Origin of the sequence: Nocardia sp. 852002-20019_SCH5090214 (assembly GCF_001665865.1) — a bacterium.
GTDB classification, from domain to species: domain Bacteria; phylum Actinomycetota; class Actinomycetes; order Mycobacteriales; family Mycobacteriaceae; genus Nocardia; species Nocardia nova.
Map to the genome: position 1 here is coordinate 103,795 of NZ_LZMK01000235.1, position 18,999 is coordinate 122,793.

Here is an 18,999-nt window from a genome sequence, read left to right on the forward strand (position 1 = left end):
CGCCCTCGTAGCTCAGGGGATAGAGCACCGCTCTCCTAAAGCGGGTGTCGCAGGTTCGAATCCTGCCGAGGGCACAAATCGGTTCATCCTGTTCAGGTCTGCCGCTGCCCTGGAAACCGAAATATTTACGGACCCGCGAACCCTGCCGAATGCGGCGGCCGGACATTGTAAAAGGGTTGATTCGGCAACTTTCTGATACACGGCGGAAACGCGTAGAATTCCACCAGGTCGGGACAGCTATCTGGAGTCCATCATGATCAAGAAAAGGAATTCACACTCGAAACTCGCCCGGTTGGCAGCAGCAGCCGGAATGGCCGCAATCGCTGCGGTTCCGGTCGTCGCAGCCGCGACACAAGCATCCGCCACCGAAGCAACGACGTCGACATCCGCAACTCAATCCGTCGACAATCCCGGTTGGGGCCACGGCAACGGCTGGGGCCACGGCAATGGCTGGGGCCACGGGAACGGCTGGGGTTGGGGAAATGGCGGCGGCTGGGGTAACGGAGGCGGCTGGGGTAACGGAGGTTGGGGTAACGGCGGTTGGGGTAATCCCGGCTGGTGGAACCCATTCGGCGGCGGCTGGGGAAGCTTCTAGTGCCGATGACCGAGCCCGGACACGCACAGCGTGCCGGGCTCGGCCGCGTCCGATACCGATCGTGTGATGCCGGGATAGACCGACCGGGCCGGAACTGGTGACCGAATGAAAATCGTATGTGTCGGTGGCGGGCCCGCCGGACTGTACTTCGCCATTTCGATGAAGCGGCGCGACCCGGGCCATGCCGTCACGGTGATCGACCGAGATCCTCCCGGGTCCACCTACGGCTGGGGCGTCGTCTACTGGGACGATCTGCTCGACATCCTGTACCGGAACGACCCCGACAGCGCACAGACGGTGCGGGCCGGATCTGTGCTCTGGCGAGAACAGGCGATCCACGTCGGCGACGACGGGACCGCATATTTCCCGGGCTACGGATTCAGCATGGGGCGAGCGGCATTGCTCGATGTGCTGTCGCAGCGGGCCACCGACCTCGGCGTCGATGTCCAGCACGGCCGGGAAATTCACGATCTGTCCGGCTTCGACGACGCCGATCTCGTCATCGCCGCCGACGGCGCGAACAGCCGCGTGCGGCAGCTGGAGGATCATCGCTTCGGAACATCGGTGAACCTCGGCGAGAATCGATATATCTGGCTCGGCACCGACAAGGTCTTCGACCGATTCACTTTCGCCTTCGAACACACGCCGGCCGGTTGGATCTGGTTCCACGCCTACCCGTCGATCGCCGGAAAGATCAGCACCTGCATCGTGGAATGCCAACCGCGGACGTGGCGCGAATCGGGATTCGATTCCCTGGACGGCGCCGCGAATGTGCGTCTTCTGGAAAAGATATTCGCGCGCGTTCTCGACGGTCACTCGTTGATCAGCAAGACACGAGGCGAATTCGCAAGGTGGAGTTGCTTTCCCGAAGTGACCAACAAAACCTGGTATCACGACAATGTGGTGCTGGTCGGCGATGCGGCGCACACGACGCACTTCACCATCGGTTCGGGCACCCGGTTGGCGATCATCGACGCCATCGTGCTCGCCCAGAGCCTGTACGAACACGGCGAGATCGCCGATGCGCTGGAGAATTACGATGCGCAGCGGCGCGCGGCGATGCGCCCGATCCAGGCCGCCGCCCGTGCCAGCATGACCTGGTTCGAACACGCCGACCGGTATCTGGACCGCAACGCCGTGCAGTTCGCCTATGCGATGGCGGTTCGGCACGGGCTGCAAATGCCGTGGCGATACCAGATGCACCTGCTCACACAGGTTCCCGCCGTGCGCACGATGCGCAGGGGTATCGATTCCGGGCAGCGGTGGTGGCGAGCGGCGCGGCGCGGCGAACTCGCGATGCCGCGGCGCTGATCTGTTCGGCGCTGATCTACTCGGCGCTGATCTACTCGGCGGCGCGACTGCTCTCGTCGCGATGCAGCACCCAGGTGCCGCGGCCGGCGGCCTTGGCCCGGTACAGGCCCACGTCGGCATCGTTCAGCAGTTTCTCGGCGTTCGCGCCCGCCACCGGGGCGACGACGGCGCCGATGCTGGCCGACATCGCCAGCAGATCGGTGGGACCGACCGGGACCGGTTCCCGCAGGGTCGCAAGCATGGTCTCGGCGGCGGCGTGCGCCGCCTCTTCGTCACACGGAGGTGCGAGCAGCGCGACGAACTCGTCTCCGCCGATGCGGGTGACCGTGACCGCCGGTGAGGTCATCGTCGCGTCCAGCCGGCGACCGACCTCGGCCAGCACGCTGTCGCCCGCGCGGTGGCCGTACCGGTCGTTGATCAGCTTGAACTCGTCGAGGTCGAGGAAACACAAACCGATGTGGTCGGCGGGACCGGCCGTCGCGACGATGGCCTCCAACTGCTCGAGCAGGCAGTGTCGGTTGGGCAGTCCCGTCAACGGGTCGTGGCGCGCCTGCCACCACAGTTTCCGCTCCATCGCGCGCCGTTCGGTGATGTCCTCTCCGACGGCGAGCAGCCGCAGATCGCGCCCACCCGCTCCGCGCACCAGCGTCATCGTCCAGGCACCCCAGCAGACGGTGCCGTCGGGACGGCAGAAGCGGCCTTCGAAGTGCACGGTGCCATACCGGCGCTGGTACAGGTCGACGACCACCTGCTGAAGTTTGTCGCGATCCTCGGGATGCATCAGATCCAGACCAGCCACGCCCGGCAGTTCCTCCGGCTTCATCCCGACCATCCGTGCCGTGGTCCGGTTGGCTTCCAGCGTGATGCCGTTGCTGTCGTAGAGGGCGATCGCCACCGCAGCGTTGTCGAACACCACGCGGAAGCGCTGGTCGGCAACCTCGCGGCTGTCCGCGTGGACCTTCAACAGTTCGGCACTGTAGCCGCGGCCGAGTTCGCCCAGGAGCGCGCCGAACCGCCGCGTGCTATCCGGCCGCTGCGACCGTTCCAGCAAACCGGCCAGCACCGTCGCGGACGGGGTCATCAATGCGGGGTCGGTCAGCTTCCACCGCACCATCTCGACCCCGACGCGGTATGCGGGCGACGGATCGAACGGCTCGGCCGACATGGCAACGTCCAGTTCGACGATCCACGTGGTCAACTGCTCGACGCGCGGCAGAGATGTCGGCACGCCACCGCAATCGACCAGGGCCGCCGACCAGTCTCGCGCCATGTCGGCAACCTCGCGCCTGTCCATCCGCGAGGACCTTCCTCCATCGCCGGACCCGCGAGGCCCGGCACCGACGACCCTCCCCATTCGCTACCAACGAGCATACGAAACAACCGCTCTGCCGTGTGGGTGACGGCGGGAACCGGCCGCACTACCGACGCCCCCGGTCGAGCCGGCATCCCCTGCACACGGGACGCCCGCACGACGACGCGAGGCAGCTGTCCGATCCACTCGGGAACTACCCCCGATCGCGGGAGAGTAACGCCCCCGGTTCCGCGTCGAGATGTCCGGATGCACCGTTTCCGCACGGCTCGACCGCCGTAACCCGGTGGCGTGGTCGGTGGCCGAAGCCCTCGATGGCGCTCACCGACGTCGCCGCTCAGGACGTGCGAGAGCTCGAGCCGAGGGCCCCTGGCGACTGATCGCACCGCATTGCAAAGTGCAGCGCAGCAATTATTTTCGAGGGCAATTCGCGAAGATCCTTGACGGGCTGTGGCATACGGCGCAGAATAGCGGGCGGGGACGGGGGCAGGTCGCCGGGCGATATCGGGGGAGGATTCGCACAGGCCCGAAATTCCTTGCGGGATAGCGACTTACATCCGGAACGACATGTTCGTTCGGACCGGCAGCACGGGGGGACTGATCAAGTGCGTCGAAATTCCGGCGCGATCCGCTTTCCTCGAATCCACGACTCCATCAATTCTCGGTTGCACACGTCCGAGTCGAACAGAACGACTCGGAATGAGACCGCCTCCAAGGGGAGTGCGAGGAAAGGAAGGAAAGTGAAGATGGAGAACACGGCAGACAGCTCGGACAAGAAGATCTACGAGAAGCCGGTGATCGCCAAATGCGGCGATTTCCGCAACCTCACCGGGGGCGTTTTCACCACGGAATCCGACCTGCTGGTCGGACGCCGCGGAATGATCTGAGCCGTCAGCACCGAGCTCGAATCATAGGGGGTTGGAGGATGACTGGCGATGCTCGGACAGGATTTGTCGTTCTGCCCGACCACGGGGCGGCAGTGAGCATCGCCAGGCGTCTCCTCCCGTGGGCGCGGGTGTTGGCAGAGCACCGTTCGGGACGTCCGATGGTCGTCGGACATTGCCCGGACCGGCCGGTCATTCACGCGAACGGCCGCGCGGCGCAGGTGGTGATCCTCGGCCACGCTCTGATCAGCGAGCAGGCCGTCCTCGACTATGCGATGTCGACAGGTTCACCGGCTCGATGGCGAGTGATCCTGGACGCGATCGACGGATCGTTTCACTCGATCGTCGAGGTGAACGGCGACATCCACCTGAACGGTGCCGCATACGGATCCCGCGGCCTGTACCGCGCCCGCGTGGACGGCATCGACATCGCCGCCGATACCGTGCACGCCCTGCGGCACCTCGTCGGCGGCAAACTCGACGCCGGTGCCCTCGCCGCACATCTGCTCGAACCCGTTCCGCATCACCTCGCACAACGTCCGCTGCTCACGGGAATCGAACCGCTCGCCCGCGGTACCGGGTTGGTGATCACACCGACCGGAACGTCCCGGATGGTGCGGAGCGCGAGTGAAAGGACCGCCGTCCGGGGCCTCGAGGAGGGCGCACACGAGGTACGGAGCCGACTCGAGGCGGCGGTACGGGCTCGGACCGCGGCGGGTGGCACGGTTACCTGCGAACTTTCCGGCGGTTACGACTCGACGTCGATCAGTTTTCTCGCCGCCCGCGGACCGGCGGAGATCACGCTGCTGACGGCACGCGGACGCGATTCCGCCAATGAAGACCTCGAATGGGCCCTGCTCGCCGCCCGGCACCTGCCACATGTGCGGCACACGATCCTTCCCGATTCCGAACTGCCTTTCACCTACGCCGGCCTGGAGGAGGGGCCGACCTGGCTGAACGAGCCCTCACCGCTCATCGCCGGCAGAAGCCGGGTAGGTGCGCTCGCGGCACTGGCGGCAACCTTCGGTCCCACCGTGCACCTGACCGGCCACGGGGGCGATCACCTCTTCACCGGACTGCCGACGCTCTACCGCGATCTACTGTGGCGTCGCCCGCTCACCGCATGGCGGGGACTGCGCAGTTTCGGCGCCCTCGGCGGTTGGCGATCACGAGATCTCGTGCGCGGCGCGGTCGAGCCCGCGGATTTCCGGGCGTGGTGGAAAAGGAATTCTGTACCGATCGCCGGTGTGCCGGAACGGCGCAAACCGATGCTGGGCTGGGCCCTGGTTCCGTCCATTCCGGTGTGGGCCTCGGCAGCGGCGAAAGATGCTGTGCACGAGGGAATCTCGTGGATGGCCGCCGATGCCGAACCGCTGGCGCCCGCTCGTGGGCGCCACGTCGAACTGGAGTCGATTGTCGAGGGGGCCCGGACGGTGGCCGTGTTGAACCGCATGTCACTGGCATCCGGCGGGCCGCCCCTGTCCGCACCCTATTTCGATGACCGAGTTATTTCCGCTGCCCTGTCGGTGGCGGTTCCGGATCGGGTCAGCGCCTGGACGTACAAGCCTCTGCTCAGGGCCGCGGTCAGCGGAATCGTGCCCGACGAGGTACTGCGCCGGCAGACCAAGGACAGCGGATCACACGACGTCGAAGTGGGCCTGCGCAAGCATCGCGACGAACTCGTGGCTCTGTGGGAGAACTCGCGGCTCGGCGCCATGGGCCTGATCGACTCGAAGCGACTGAAGCATTTGTGCGCCAGCCCCAGTTCGTTCGAACTGGAAGACGGAACGATGTTCAGCACCATCGCCTGCGAACTCTGGCTGCGCGATCTGGAACGGAATTTTCTCGATCCGCGCGACAGTAGCGCGCGGAAAGCCTGAGGAGTGGGAGGGACCATGGATACCACGACACCGAGGCCCGGCTTGTCTTTCGTGCGAACGGAATACGGGGGCGTCGTTCTCGATTTGAAACAGGGCGAGTATTGGCGGCTCAATCCGGTCGGAGCGGAAGTGTTCGCATCGCTCCTCGCCGGCGACGCCGCCGATCCCGTTGCGGCAGTGCTCGATCGGTTCGACGTCGATGCCGTTACCGCGCAGCGAGACGTCGCCGAACTGGTGAGCCACCTCCGAGCAGTGGGGCTGGTGCCGTCGTGAGCCACCAGATGGCGCTCGGGACCGAATTCGAGGTGGACGTACGCAGGGGTGAGCGCTCGGCCGCGGCCTGGGCCGTTCGCGCCGCGAGGGTCCTCGTCAGGTTGCCACCGCGACGGATCGAATGGATCCTGAAGCAGTTACACCGAGGAAGTCGTCCGGCCCCGTTCGACGATGCCGAGCGATGGCGGCGCCGGGTCGTCGAGGTGAGTCCCGACGCCGCCGGAAGATACGGCTGCCTGACGAGGTCCGTGGCGACGACGCTGCTGAGCCGACGCTACGGTGCGTGGACAACCTGGTGTGTCGGCGTGCGCACCGAGTTGCCGTTCGCCGCACACGCATGGGTCGAAGCAGACGGAAAGCTTGTCGGGGAGGCGGGAGACATGACGACATTCAGTCGACTGATCGTGGTCGGCCGGCATGTGAACGTGGGTGACGATGTCAGCTGACGACGGTGAGATTCGAGAGCGCGAGTCCTGGCTGCGCCGGGTCGGGGCGCTGCTGAGAATTCTCGCACCACAACGTAATTCGCTGCTCGCGGCGACGGCACTGCTTCTCGTCGGCACCGGTTTGTCGTTGGCGCAACCGCTCCTGGCCGGACAGGTCGTCCGCGATGCCTCGGTGGGCGCGACGATCGCGTGGTCGCTCGCGGCGTTGGTGGGGGCCTATCTCCTGTATGCCGTCGCCGATACCGGCGGCAATTACATACTCGAGCGGTCCAGCGAATCCGTACTCTTGTCCGTGCGTCATCGTCTGACCGGGCATCTGCTGCGGCTGAGAATTCCCACTCTGGAGTCACAGCGGGTCGGCGATCTCATCTCCCGGGTCACGCTCGATTCGACCGTGATCCGTAACGCCGTGGGCAGCAGCCTCGTCCAAATACTCACGGGTGCAATCACACTCGTGGGCACCGTGGCGGTGATGATCTATCTCGACTGGCTGTTGTTCTCGATCGTCTTCGTCACCGTGGGCGTCGCCGCGGCGGCGATGTTGCTGGTCATGACGCGAATCGAAGTGGCTTCGGTGCGCTTGCAGGAGAGCGTCGGCGCGCTGTCCGCGGATATCGAGCGCGCGCTGAACGGCGTGCGCACGGTGAAGGTCAACAATGCCGAGGACCGCGAACACGAGCGGTTGACCGAACTGGCCGGTGCCGCATTCGCCGCCGGCGTGCGCGCGGCCCGATTGAAGGCGCTGGGAAATCCGGCCATGCACCTGGCGGTGACCGGGTCGTTCGTGGTGTCCTTGCTGGTCGGCGGTGTGCGGGTGGCCAATCATCAGATGGAGTTGAGCAGCCTCGTCACGATGATGCTCCTCGCGATGAACCTGCTCATTCCGGTCGGCGATCTGTTCAACGGCTCCGTCGGATTGCAGAAGGCCTTGGGCGCGCTGAGCCGGATCGAATCGACGCTGAGTTTGCCGGCCGAGGACGTCGACGAGATTCCGCAGGTCGGCGTCGACTGTGATTCGGCGATCGAGACCGCCTCGGCGAACGGGCGTCCCGCATTGGAATTCCGCGAGGTGCGTTTCTCCTACGACGAGCGGCCGATTCTCGACGGCGTGAGTTTCTCGGTACCTCCGCGGGGACATGTGGCCCTGGTCGGGCACTCGGGCGCCGGGAAATCCACCGTATTCTCCCTGGTGAGCCGGTTCTACGATCCGGACGGCGGCGACATTCTGCTCGGCGGCCGGTCCTACGCCGGTCGACCACGGCGGGCGTGGCGCTCGGAAATCAGCCTGCTGGAGCAGAACGCGCCGCTGCTGTTCGGCAGCCTCCGGGACAATCTGACCTACCGGCAGCCGGGCCTCGGCGAAGACGATCTGCAGCGCGCGACAGAGCTCGCCGGGCTGGCCGATCTCGTCTCCCGGCTCCCCCGTGGGCTGGACACTCCCGTGGGCGAGCACGGCGTCCTGCTCTCGGGCGGCGAGCGTCAACGCGTAGCACTGGCCCGAGCGCTGATCCGCCGGCCCGTCCTGATGATGCTCGACGAACCCACCGCGATGCTCGACGCCGAAACCGAGAAGGCGCTGAACGTGACCATCCAGAACGTGCGACAAGAATGTGCCCTCCTGGTGATCGCCCATCGCCTGTCCACCATCCGCGAGGCCGACATCGTCATGTTCCTGAAGGACGGGCGGATCGTCGACAGCGGGCCCCACGACGAACTGGTCGCCCGCAACGCCGACTATCGACAGCTGGTCGGAGCGACGGTGTGAATCCGGTGCGGGACCGACGGGTGTTCCGATGATCCGTCAGCTCGAAAGGGTCACCACCGCGGCCGGGTCGAACAGGTCCCGGATTCGGTTCCACGGGAGCTGAACCGGGTAGTAGTCGCCCCGCGCGTGCGCGACGGAGAAGTAGACGGTGAGTCCCTCCGGGGAGGGGACCCAGTTGGCGAAATCGTCACTGCCGGGAGCGTGTGTGAACAGGGTGGGCCCGTCCGCGGGCACCAGGCTCTGGGCGGTCGCGGCGAGGGCGTTCCAGCTCTGGGCCCGGTCGCGCAAGGCCGTCGGCAACATGACCGGTTGCGCGGTTCCGGTGTCGATCACCACGGTGCCGATCTGGTTGACCGGATGCGGGCCGCCCTCCCACGTGTGGTCGGTGATCAGCACGCCCGCAACGACCTTCGTCCCGATCCGGGTGACGCGGCTGGTTTCCCCGCAGCGCAGCCGGGCGTCGTGCAGCGCACCGCTCGCGTCGCCGCCGCTCGTATCGGCCAGCGAGGCGCGCATCGCCGCGTTGAACCGATCGCGCACTGCCTGCTCACCGCCCTCGAGTTGCGGCAGCGTCACGTCGGTCGTCAGCGTCGCGGTCTGTTCCCGCACCGGCACGGTGGTGGCGGTGTACGGCCCTGCCGAGGCCACGGGCGAGTGCGGGCACCCGGCCTGCTGATCCGGCGATCCGCTGACCTGCTGAGCAACCGGTTCGGAGGAGGCCGGTCCATCAGCGGCATCGTCCGTACCGCACGCCGAAAGCGCCGCCACGCCGAACCAGATTGCCACCCACACTGCTCTTTTCACTGGGTACTCCCCCCGACTGTCACCGGCGAACGGCAGCATACAACCTGGACCTCACATTTCGGCGTGCTGTGTCGTTTAACAGTGGAAGGACCTGTACCGAACGAGGGAGCGAGATCATGACCGATCCGGAAGCGAGCGCGGTGGTGGGTGAGCGGCGGGCGCTGCTCAACCTCGCCTACCGGCTGCTCGGCTCCCTCGCGGAGGCCGAGGACGTGGTGCAGGAGACCTATGCGCGCTGGTACGCCCTGTCCCCGGAACAACAGCAGGCCGTCGAGGCGCCGGGTGGCTGGTTGCGGACCGTGGCCAGCCGCATCTGTCTGGATCTGCTCGGTTCGGCGCGGGCTCGCCGCGAGCGCTACGTCGGTGAGTGGATTCCGGAGCCGGTCCCGGACCGCAGCGAGTGGGGCGCGCCCGCACCGTCCGATCCGGCCGACCGGGTGACGCTCGACGAATCGATCAGCATGGCGTTCCTCGTCGTACTCGATTCCATGACGCCGGCCGAGCGCGTGGCCTTCGTCCTGCACGATGTCTTCCGGTATTCCTTCGCCGAGATCGCCGATATCGTCGGCCGCACTCCCGCGGCCTGCCGACAGCTGGCCTCCTCCGCACGCCGTCGTATCCAGACCTCGGCACGTCCCTCTCGGGACGAGCGTGCCGAGGTCGTCCGAGACTTCAAACGCGCGTGGGAGACGAAGGATATCGAGGCACTGATCGAGATCCTGGATCCACGGGCCGTCGCGACGGCCGACAGCGGCGGCCGGGTGGTCGCCTTCCGTCATCCGATCACCGGTGGCGAGCAGATCGCTCGCGCATGGATCGAAATCGCCTCCCGCGCCGCGGAAGTCACACTTCTCGAGCGCACCGTCAACGGCCAGCCCGGCCTGGTGGCACAGATCGACGGCGCCATCGCGACCGTCTACGCCTTCGATATCGCCGACGGCCGGATCACCCGGATCTGGGCGATCCGCAATCCGGAGAAGCTACGGCAATGGACGGAACACCGGCTGTCACCGCAGTGACCATGAAAGTGGTTCGGGCGGAACGATTTCTACGCGAATCGGACATCCGCGGCTCGGCCTGATTTTCGGTACTTTGGATACGGTCACCGTCAGGACCGGTCCGACACCGTGGGGAGCGCCGATCGGCGCCGGTAGCAGGGAGCACAGCATGACCGAGGCCGAGGTTTCCGAGCAGATCGAGCTGGTGGAAGACGACTTCCACGACGATCCACACAAGTACTACGAGCGCTGGCGGGCCCGGGGGCCGGTGCACCACGTGCGGTTCACGCACGAGCGCGGGATTCCGTGCTGGGTCGTCGTCGGCCATGCGGAAGCGCGTGCGGCACTGGCCGATCCGCGCTTGCGCAAGAACTCGGCCGGCACCTTCGAACTGTTCCGGCGCAAAGGCTCTGCGGTGCTGTCGAATTCGGATGCGCAGGCGTTGAGCACCCATATGCTCAATACCGATCCGCCGGAACACACGCGACTGCGGAAGTTGGTGAACAAGGCCTTCACGCCGCGGCGGGTGGCGGCCTTGCGCCCGCGCATCGAGGAGATCACCGCCGGATTGCTCGACGAAGTGGCCGCGCACGACGAGGTCGATCTGCTTCATGCGTTCGCGACCCCGCTACCCGTCACCGTGATCTGCGAACTGCTCGGCGTTCCCTTCACCGATCGCGACGATTTCCAGCTGTGGACGAAGATCCTGGTCGGGGCCTCCGGAGATCTGGCGGACCGCGACCGCGCCTCCGCCGATATGGGCAGATATCTGACGGCGCTGCTGGCGGACAAACGCGTTCGGCCCGGCGACGACCTGCTGTCGGGACTGGCCACCGAACAGGACGAAGGCGACCGCCTCACCGATCCCGAATTGGTGGCGATGGCTTTCCTGCTGCTGGTTGCCGGTCACGAAACGACGGTGAACCTGATCGGCAACGGCACCTTCGCCCTGCTGCGCAACCGGCCCCAATTCGATGCGCTGCGGGCGGATCCGGACGGTGTCCCCGCCGCCGTGGAAGAGTTTCTGCGACTCGACGGCCCGGTCGGCTGGGCCACGGTCCGGTACACCGAGGAACCCGTCGACATCGGCGGAATCGTCATCCCCGCAGGGGAATTGGTTTACGTCGCGCTCTCGGCGGCCGATCGCGATCCCGATCGATACCGTTCACCCGACGAACTCGATATCGGCCGGAAGCCGTCCGGACATGTGGCCTTCGGCCACGGAATCCACTTCTGCGTCGGCGCTCCGCTGGCCCGGATGGAGGCCGCCGTCGCCTTCACCGCTCTGCTGGATCGCTTCCCGAAGCTGGCCCTGGCGCCGTCGTTCACCCCGCGGTGGCAGCCGAGCCTGCTCATGCGGGGACTCACCGAACTGCCGGTGCGCCCCCACGGATGAGGTGAACCCGCCGGATCATCCGGTCGGCAGTGCGGTCTTGGCCGCCACCACGCGCAGCGCGGTGCGCAGCCCCCGGCGGGAACGAGACGGTGCGCCCTCGGCGGCCGCGAACGGACGATATCCGAGAAACTTCCGCTCCGACGCGGTTTCCGGGGCGTCGTCGGAGGTCGCGGTGAGGAAGCGATCCGGCAGCGCCAATTTGTGGATCGTCCGGAGGGTGAGCGCATACTGCCGCAGCAGAGGACCCGTCGTGTACGGCAGATCGAATTCTTCGCACAGCGCACGCACGCGGGCGGCGATATCCCGGTACCGGTTGCTGGGCAGGTCCGGGAACAGGTGATGTTCGATCTGGTAGCACAGATTGCCGCTCATGAAGGCCTGAACCCGCCCGGCATCGAAGTTCGCCGTGCCCAGCATCTGGCGCAAATACCATTCCGCCTTGGTTTCCGACTCCAGCACCGACGGAGTGAATTTCTCCGCGCCGTCGGGAAAATGGCCGCAGAAGATCACCAGGTACGCCCACAGGTTGCGCAGCACATTGGCGCCGAGATTGGCGAAAAGCGTTCGCCGCCATCGCTTTCCGCTCAATGCGGGGAACAGCACGTAATCCTTGCCGGCCTGCCGGACCAGTTTTCCGAGCAACGCCCGGGTCTGACCGGCGCGCTCGGCGGTATCGGTCACCCGATCGTGGACGGAGTCCAGGTCGTGCCAGGCGATACCCCATTCGAAGGTCGCCGCCAGCAGCACATTCTGTAACGGTTGCAGCAGCAGGCGCGGCCGCCAGCGCTGGTCTCTGGTCACCCGCATCACGCCGAAGCCGATATCGTCGTCCATTCCCAGCACGTTGGTGTAGAGGTGGTGGCGGACATTATGTGCGTAGCGCCACTGCGCGGACAGCCCGGCCATATCCCACTCCCAGGTGTTGGAGTGAATTTCCGGGTCGTTCATCCAATCCCACTGACCGTGGGAGACGTTGTGACCGATCTCCATATTCTCGACGCTCTTGGCCGTCGCCAGGCCGGCCGTACCGAGCACCCAGGCGAAGCGGCCACGACCGGCGAGAATGACCAGTCGCGCGGCGGCGTCGAGGGTGCGCTGAAAAACGATCGTCCGGCGAATGTAGTTCGCGTCACGAGTACCCAGGTCGGCCTCGACATCGGCGCGAATCCGGTCGAGCTCACGCCCCAGCGCCTCGATATCGGCGGGACTGAGATGTGCGTACGCGCCGATCTCGGTAATAGCCATGACCTACATCCTCGGATTTGTGTGTGGTGGCGCGAACGCCCACCGACGAGGACATATGCGGAGACCCGCCGATCACCCGAGCCTACCCGTCCTCGCTGAACAGCCCGCGAGACGACCGAGCCCGGCCGCGCGGCCGCGTGTTCATTCCAGCCACGCGTCGCTGCGAGCCGCCCACGGATTGCATTCGTACAGCGAGGGTGCAGCGGCGGAGGCCGGGTCACTGCTCGGGTGCATTCCCCACCCGAACCAGTTGGCGACGTTCTGGTTGGTCCCGTGCCAGCGTCGTTCGCCCGGCCGGTCACCCGCGCCGGCGTTGTTGGCGTAGGCCCGGTCGGCCAGGCCCTGGGTGATGGCACCGCGTCCGGTATTGACGCCGTAGAACATCCCGGAGAAACACCACGCCTGCAGCTCGAGCCGACGGTTGAGCAGGTCGACCTCCGGCCCGGTCCAGTTCAGCGCCGAGGCCCTGGCTTGGAAGGCGGCCATGATTCCGGTGAGCTGTTGCACGTGGTGTTCGTATTCGTGCGAGAGCACCGCGAGCACGTTGCCGACGCCGTAGCCGATGACCGGGGCCATGGTGTCGAACGGCATCACGATCATCCGGTCGGCCGCACAGTAGAACGCTTCCCGATTGCTGCCGGCGGAACTGCACGCACCGTGGTAATCACCGATTCGGGCGCCCGCCCAGAGCGCGGGCGAGGACATGGGGATCCGGAAGTGCGCCAGGGTGGGCGCCCATGCGGCATCGTGACAGCTGATCGCCGCGCGGTAGTACGCCTCCGCGCCATCCGGAGTGTTGCGCCAGCCGGGCAGCCGACAGTCGACACTGGACAGGCCCACGCCTTGCTCGCTGAGCACCGGATTACTGCCGAGTTCCGGGTCGGTTTTCACCGGGCCGGTGCCGGTGTGCTGACGATTGCCGGCTACCGGCGTCGCGTCGGGCGTCGACCGCGCCGTAGCCTGCGGCACGGCCGGCGAGCCGACGGGATCCGGCGAGTGGGCCGTCGCACAACTACAGAGAAGCAGAGCTGCGACAGCTGAAAAGATCCCCCCACGAAGCAATTTCACGTCCTACTTGTACCAGAACTCGCCCTCGCAGGGCCGCCGACGAGGAGCGCGCGGCCGGTCAGCTGCCGAGTTCGGCGGCGGAGTCCGCGCCTGCGGTACCGGTCTGCCGGAGGAAGTCGGCGATAACCTCGAGTTCTGGCTCCGAGTACCGGTCGAGCACCTCGTCCATGCGCCGGTTCATGCCCGAGAACACGTGGAACAGTTCGGAATTGCGCTCGCGGACGGCGCGCAGGGTGACTGCGCGCCGGTCGCTCGCCTCGGGGTCGCGTTCCCGGACGATCCAGCCGCCCTTCTGCAACCGGTCCAGGACACCGGTGAGGGTGGCCGGGTGCAGGCCGGTGAGCCGGGACAGGGCGGTCGGCGAGACGGGGCCTCGCCGGTTGATCAGGTCCAGGCAGGTCCAGTCCACGTCGCGGAGTTCCACCCGGCCGCCGAACCGGCGATTCAGCAGGGCGAGCTGAATGTTCAAGTCGCGCAACGCATCCTTGACGTCGACGGCCAGCCGGCGCCGTTGCTGCGCGGCCGCGCGATCCGCCTCCGAGCTCATCGGCACCCTCCGGTCGATTCATACGATTTTCATATGATATCCCCGGCGCGGACGAACCCGGCAGGTCAGTGCGGTTCGACCCGGAACACCGCGATGCGCTCGGCCGCCGCCGCCACCCCGTCGGGCGTTGCCGCATCGGCCAAACCGGTTGTGACGAAACGGTTTCCGACGCTGGCGGGCCCGGCTCCGACCAATTCCCGCAGCAGCGCCCCGCGCTGCTCGACCGGAACCTCGACCAGTCGCGCGGTCGAGGATTTCCGTCCGCGCGTCAGCGTGACCGAATCGGCCGCCCGCACGTTGGCCACCCAGGCCGCCCGCGGATAGGCCTGCACGATGTAGTGCGCCCCACTCAACTCGCTGACCGCGATCGGGAAGGTGCGCGGTTGCCCGGTGCGCCGACCGGCGACGGTGAGCAGTTGCATCGGACCGAAACCGATTCCCAGCCGTTGCAGCCCGACCACGAGCGGATTGACCCGATTGACCATCCGCCGATACCGCTGCGCATCCATTCCGGCACCTCCAGTATTCCCGAAACCATATTCTATGATTTTCATATCATATCCATACAGTATCGTCTTGCGGTAGTCCCGAACGTCCGGATTCGTCGGATAGACCTGTCAAGGGCCATAGGTCCCCAAGGTGGCGCAAGTGCGCCAGAACACACCTCCGGTTCGATGTCCATCAGGCGACACTCCGGCAAACCCCGTGCACACACCCCGTGAACCTGTGTCACCTGCACATTTGCCGGACGGCGAGGGAGGTCGACCGCACCCGGATACGAACGGGCGCGGGTAACGATCATGAGCAATGTGAACTATCGTCCGGTCACGAATCGATAACCCCTCTTTCGCTTCGGGAGACCTCGTGCTCGAGCTCGACCATTTCAGCCACGGCTGGGTAACCCCGGTCCTGGCCTATGTCATGTCCTTCATCGGATCCGTTCTGGCGCTGCGCTGCGCCACCCACGCCCGGGCCTCGCGCTGGCCGGGCGGCTGGTTGATCGCCGCGGCCGTCGCGCTCGGCGGCGCCGGCATCTGGGTCATGCACTTCACCGCCATGCTCGGTTTCTCGATCCACGGCGCGAATATCCGCTACGACGTGCCGATGACGCTGCTCAGCGCGGCCATCGCGATCGTCGTGGTGTGGGCCGGACTGTCGATCGTGGTGCGCGGGCACCGGGAAGTGATCGCACTCCCCCTCGGCGGCATGATCACCGGATTCGGCGTCGCGGCCATGCACTACCTCGGCATGCATGCCATGAACGCCGGCGCGCACATCGAATACAGCACCGGACTGGTGGCCCTGTCGCTGCTGATCGCCGTGGTGGCCGCGACCGCGGCACTGTGGTTCGTCCTGCACGTGCGCGGGTTCGCCGCCACCATCGGCGCGGCGGCCATCATGGGTCTGGCGGTCTGCGGAATGCATTACACCGGAATGGCATCCATGACGGCGCACCGCATGGACAACATGGCCGAGCCGACCGGCGGTGTCGACTCGGTGCAGCTGCTCACCCCGCTGATCATGGTGGTCACGCTCGTCACCATCATGCTCGTGGTGCTCGTCGGACTCGCGGAGGTCGACGGACCCTCGCGACGCGACGATGCCGATGACACGAACGATCTCGATCTCGCCGACAGCGGCCGCGCGTGGCCGCGCGCCTACACCGAGGAATCTCCCGCACCCGATCAGCCCGCACCGGCATTCAGCCTGCAGGCGATTTCGAAGCGGCAGTCGACCCGTCGATAGCCGGACGATACGGACGATCGGCCGAGCGAACGCTCAGCCGATCGTCCTCCGGATCCATTCTTCCGCAGCGCTTTTCGCCTCCGCGACCGATCGCGCGCTGACCTCGCGCAACATCCGGCCGTCGGCGGTCTCGATACGCCAGGCGCAGGTCGTCCGCGTGGTCGGCTTCACCAGACCGCGCGCATCGCCGAACGCCTTGACCAGCCACCAGCGGGTGCCGTCACCGGCCAACTCCCAGCCGTCGACCGCATCCGAGGGGCGCACCGGCCCGAACGGCTCGTCGGCATTCGCCCGAGTCTCGGCCACCGGCCCCCTCCTCCGCGATTCACGTTGCAGTCCAATGCTGGTCGATCTCGATACTCGATCTCGATGCACATTGTCGCGCAACATATCCTCGCGGCGGATTCGAACCCCTGGATCGGCGAGCCGCGTGGCGCACCCGCCGGCGGCGTCAGAAGCGGCGGGCGCCGGTGACCGGCATCTGCGCGAGCGCCGATCGGATGACACCCTCACCGCTCGTCGCGGCGTGCACGACCGTGCCGTCACCCGCGTAGAGAGCGGAGTGTCCGCCACCGTAGAACGACACGAGATCGCCCGGTTGCAGCGCATCCAGGTCGACCGGCGTGCCGGCGGTCAGCTGGTCGTAGCTCGTCCGCGGCAGGTCCACCCCGACCTGCCGGTACGCCCACTGCACCAGACCCGAGCAGTCGAAGGCATCGGGGCCGGTGGCACCCGAGCGGTAGGCCGAGCCGATCTTGGACTCGGCGGCCTCGAGCGCCCGCTCACCGACCGATTTCATGGGCTCCGGCGGGGCCGGATGGATTTCCGGGAAGAGCCCGGGAATTGTGAACTGCGGCGGTAGTGGAATTCCCGGTACGACCGGGGCGGGTATCGGCGAGTCGGCGTGTGCGGGGCCCGCGGTCGCCACCATCGTGCCCGCCGCGCCGAACAGAACGACCAGCGTTGCCGCGGTCGACCAGGCCCTACGACCCGGAAAGCGGGTACATCGACCCGCCTCGGTTCCTGCCATGATGCGTTCCTCCGAATCTCGTAGCGAGAGCAGATTTCCGAAACACCACGGTGATCAGTCGATCGTTGGATCCGGGGAGCAATGATTCGCCACGGTCGGGGAGAAACCAAATACCGAACGCGCCAATTCGAATAACAAAACGATAAATTCGCGAAATACCTCAGATATCGCTGGTATCTCGATATAATCCCTACGGCCGTCCGGCGGGGGTCGCGGACGCATCCGGGCCGGTCGCCAGCAGGGAATGGCGGCGGCTGTAGGTCAGGTAGACGATCGCGCCGACGGCGAACCAGACGGCGAAGCGCAACCACGTCACCGGTTGCAGGTAGGTGATCAGCCAGATCGAGAAGCCGATGCCGAGCAGGGGCACCACCGGCATCCCCGGCGTACGGAAGCCGCGCGGCAGATCCGGACGGCGATAGCGCAGCACGATCACCGCCGCACAGACCACGATGAAGGCCAGCAGGATGCCGATATTGGTCAGCTCGGCGGCCTGGCCGATCGGCAGCAGCCCCGCGATCACCGCCGACGCGACACCGACGATCCAGGTGATCCGCGTGGGCACCTGGCGTACCGGGTGGGTTTTGGCAAACCACTGGGGCAGCAAGCCGTCCCGGCTCATCGAGTACCAGACGCGGGTGACGCCGAGCATGAAGGTGAACAGCACCGTCATGATGCCGACGATGGCGCCGGCCGCGATCAGACTGCCCAGCCCGGGCAGGCCGACGGATTCGAAGGCGGTGGACAACCCGCTCTCCGGGTCGATGTCGGTGTAGTGCTGCATTCCGGTCAGGACCAGGCAGACCAGCACATAGAGCACCATCGACACCACCAGCGACAACAGAATCGCCTTGGGCAGATGACGTTTCGCGTCCACCGACTCCTCGGCCGCGGTCGACATCGCGTCGTAGCCGAAGACCGCGAAGAAGACGGTCGCCGCCCCGGTGACCGCGCCGGACATGCCGAACGGGAAGTACGGGTGGTAGTTGGCGGAATCGATGTGGAAGAACCCGACCGCGATCACCACCACGACGACCACGATCTTCAGGCCCACCACGAAGGTTTCGAATCGCGCCGCGGCCCGGATACCCAGGTTCAGCAGGGCGGCGATGAGCAGGCACAACATCGCGGCGAACAGATCCACCACATGGCCGTGCCCGGTTCCCGGCGCACCCAGCATCCACTCGGGGAGCTCGATGTCCAACTGCCCCAACAGGAATTGGATGTAGCCGGAGATGCCGATCGCCACCACCGACACGATCGCGGTGTATTCGAGCAGCAGATCCCAGCCGATGAACCAGCCCACCGGTTCGCCGAGTACGGCGTAACCGTAGGTGTAGGCCGAACCGGCGCGCGGAATGAGTCCCGCGAATTCGGCGTAGGACAGCGCGGCGGCGGCGCTCGCGACGCCGGCGATCAGGAAGGAGACGAGGACGGCCGGGCCGGCGGTCTGATTCGCGACCGCACCGGCCAGCGTGAAGATGCCGGCGCCGATGATGCCGCCCACCCCGATGGCGGTCAGCTGCCACAGGCCCAGCGTGCGGTGCAGGGTGGTGGCGGATTCGTCCTGGATCTGGTCGATCGGCTTGCGCCGGAAGAACTCTCGCAGAGCGGGACCGGTTCGCATGGGCGCTCCTTGTCCGACGGGCGGCGCTGGTCAGCCCACAGTACCGATCTCACCGGCGGGTCGCCCGGTATCGGT

The 18,999-nt window shown here is 66.5% G+C and carries 18 protein-coding genes and 1 tRNA gene; 10 read left to right on the plus strand and 9 right to left on the minus strand.

The genetic code is table 11. The features are described from left to right. Nucleotide 1 precedes the first annotated feature (1 nt). Nucleotides 2-74, plus strand: a tRNA-Arg gene (locus tag A5780_RS19070). 626 nt (nt 75-700) lie between these two features. Further along, nucleotides 701-1,906 (plus strand): FAD-dependent monooxygenase, encoded by a 1,206-nt coding sequence (locus A5780_RS19075; RefSeq protein ID WP_064909141.1) that lies wholly within the window; start codon nt 701-703, stop codon nt 1,904-1,906. Between the two features lie 31 nt (nt 1,907-1,937). Here A5780_RS19075 and A5780_RS19080 read toward each other — a convergent pair whose 3' ends face one another. Continuing rightward, nucleotides 1,938-3,200 carry a diguanylate cyclase domain-containing protein gene (locus A5780_RS19080; protein WP_063017643.1) on the minus strand — a complete coding sequence of 421 codons (1,263 nt, stop codon included), beginning with the start codon at nt 3,198-3,200 and terminating at the stop codon, nt 1,938-1,940. Nucleotides 3,201-3,961: 761 nt separating this feature from the next. Here A5780_RS19080 and A5780_RS41075 point away from each other — a divergent pair. From A5780_RS41075 to A5780_RS19100, 5 genes are all read left to right on the plus strand, one after another. Then, nucleotides 3,962-4,102 carry a keywimysin-related RiPP gene (locus A5780_RS41075; RefSeq protein WP_146098681.1) on the plus strand — a complete coding sequence of 47 codons (141 nt, stop codon included), beginning with the start codon at nt 3,962-3,964 and terminating at the stop codon, nt 4,100-4,102. 158 nt (nt 4,103-4,260) lie between these two features. After that, the gene (locus tag A5780_RS19085; protein ID WP_064909142.1) at nt 4,261-5,979 is read left to right on the plus strand and encodes an asparagine synthase-related protein; all 1,719 of its coding nucleotides are present in this window, start codon (nt 4,261-4,263) and stop codon (nt 5,977-5,979) included. Between the two features lie 15 nt (nt 5,980-5,994). Next, the gene (locus A5780_RS19090; RefSeq protein WP_030513325.1) at nt 5,995-6,252 is read left to right on the plus strand and encodes a lasso peptide biosynthesis PqqD family chaperone; all 258 of its coding nucleotides are present in this window, start codon (nt 5,995-5,997) and stop codon (nt 6,250-6,252) included. Further along, nucleotides 6,249-6,698 (plus strand): lasso peptide biosynthesis B2 protein, encoded by a 450-nt coding sequence (locus A5780_RS19095; protein ID WP_156769556.1) that lies wholly within the window; start codon nt 6,249-6,251, stop codon nt 6,696-6,698. The genes A5780_RS19090 and A5780_RS19095 overlap by 4 nt, the downstream gene beginning before the upstream one ends. After that, nucleotides 6,688-8,463: an ABC transporter ATP-binding protein gene (locus tag A5780_RS19100; protein ID WP_156769557.1), complete on the plus strand. Its 1,776-nt coding sequence runs from the start codon at nt 6,688-6,690 to the stop codon at nt 8,461-8,463. Before A5780_RS19095 ends, A5780_RS19100 begins: the two co-directional genes overlap by 11 nt. 36 nt (nt 8,464-8,499) lie before the next feature. Here the strand turns inward: A5780_RS19100 and A5780_RS19105 are convergent, their stop codons facing one another. Beyond that, on the minus strand, nt 8,500-9,267 hold the full coding sequence (locus A5780_RS19105; protein ID WP_146100905.1) for a hypothetical protein: 768 nt from the start codon (nt 9,265-9,267) through the stop codon (nt 8,500-8,502). 116 nt (nt 9,268-9,383) lie between these two features. Here A5780_RS19105 and sigJ point away from each other — a divergent pair, with 116 nt between their 5' ends. Together sigJ and A5780_RS19115 are read left to right on the plus strand one after the other, a co-directional pair. Beyond that, nucleotides 9,384-10,286, plus strand: coding sequence for an RNA polymerase sigma factor SigJ (sigJ, locus tag A5780_RS19110; RefSeq protein WP_064909144.1), 903 nt, complete (start codon nt 9,384-9,386; stop codon nt 10,284-10,286). A gap of 148 nt (nt 10,287-10,434) precedes the next feature. Further along, nucleotides 10,435-11,661, plus strand: coding sequence for a cytochrome P450 (locus A5780_RS19115; RefSeq protein ID WP_063017631.1), 1,227 nt, complete (start codon nt 10,435-10,437; stop codon nt 11,659-11,661). 15 nt (nt 11,662-11,676) lie between these two features. Here the strand turns inward: A5780_RS19115 and A5780_RS19120 are convergent, their stop codons facing one another. From A5780_RS19120 to A5780_RS19135, 4 genes are all read right to left on the minus strand, one after another. Further along, on the minus strand, nt 11,677-12,906 hold the full coding sequence (locus A5780_RS19120; RefSeq protein ID WP_063017629.1) for a fatty acid desaturase: 1,230 nt from the start codon (nt 12,904-12,906) through the stop codon (nt 11,677-11,679). Between the two features lie 141 nt (nt 12,907-13,047). Beyond that, the gene (locus A5780_RS19125; RefSeq protein WP_082976564.1) at nt 13,048-13,875 is read right to left on the minus strand and encodes a neutral zinc metallopeptidase; all 828 of its coding nucleotides are present in this window, start codon (nt 13,873-13,875) and stop codon (nt 13,048-13,050) included. Nucleotides 13,876-14,032: 157 nt separating this feature from the next. Next, nucleotides 14,033-14,521 (minus strand): MarR family transcriptional regulator, encoded by a 489-nt coding sequence (locus tag A5780_RS19130; protein ID WP_063017627.1) that lies wholly within the window; start codon nt 14,519-14,521, stop codon nt 14,033-14,035. A 65-nt stretch (nt 14,522-14,586) separates the two neighbouring features. Continuing rightward, on the minus strand, nt 14,587-15,030 hold the full coding sequence (locus A5780_RS19135) for a nitroreductase family deazaflavin-dependent oxidoreductase (RefSeq protein WP_197516649.1): 444 nt from the start codon (nt 15,028-15,030) through the stop codon (nt 14,587-14,589). Nucleotides 15,031-15,385: 355 nt separating this feature from the next. On the opposite strand from A5780_RS19135, the gene A5780_RS19140 reads away from it, so the two are divergent. Further along, entirely contained in the window at nt 15,386-16,267 is an 882-nt protein-coding gene (locus A5780_RS19140; protein ID WP_063017625.1) for an MHYT domain-containing protein, read from the plus strand. A gap of 33 nt (nt 16,268-16,300) precedes the next feature. Here A5780_RS19140 and A5780_RS19145 read toward each other — a convergent pair whose 3' ends face one another. From A5780_RS19145 to A5780_RS19155, 3 genes are all read right to left on the minus strand, one after another. Further along, the gene (locus tag A5780_RS19145; protein WP_063017623.1) at nt 16,301-16,573 is read right to left on the minus strand and encodes a hypothetical protein; all 273 of its coding nucleotides are present in this window, start codon (nt 16,571-16,573) and stop codon (nt 16,301-16,303) included. 145 nt (nt 16,574-16,718) lie between these two features. Next, nucleotides 16,719-17,198, minus strand: coding sequence for a C40 family peptidase (locus A5780_RS19150; protein WP_227463043.1), 480 nt, complete (start codon nt 17,196-17,198; stop codon nt 16,719-16,721). Nucleotides 17,199-17,487: 289 nt separating this feature from the next. Further along, a complete protein-coding gene (locus tag A5780_RS19155; protein ID WP_063017621.1) occupies nt 17,488-18,924 on the minus strand; it encodes an amino acid permease in 1,437 nt (478 codons plus the stop codon). Nucleotides 18,925-18,999 lie beyond the last annotated feature (75 nt).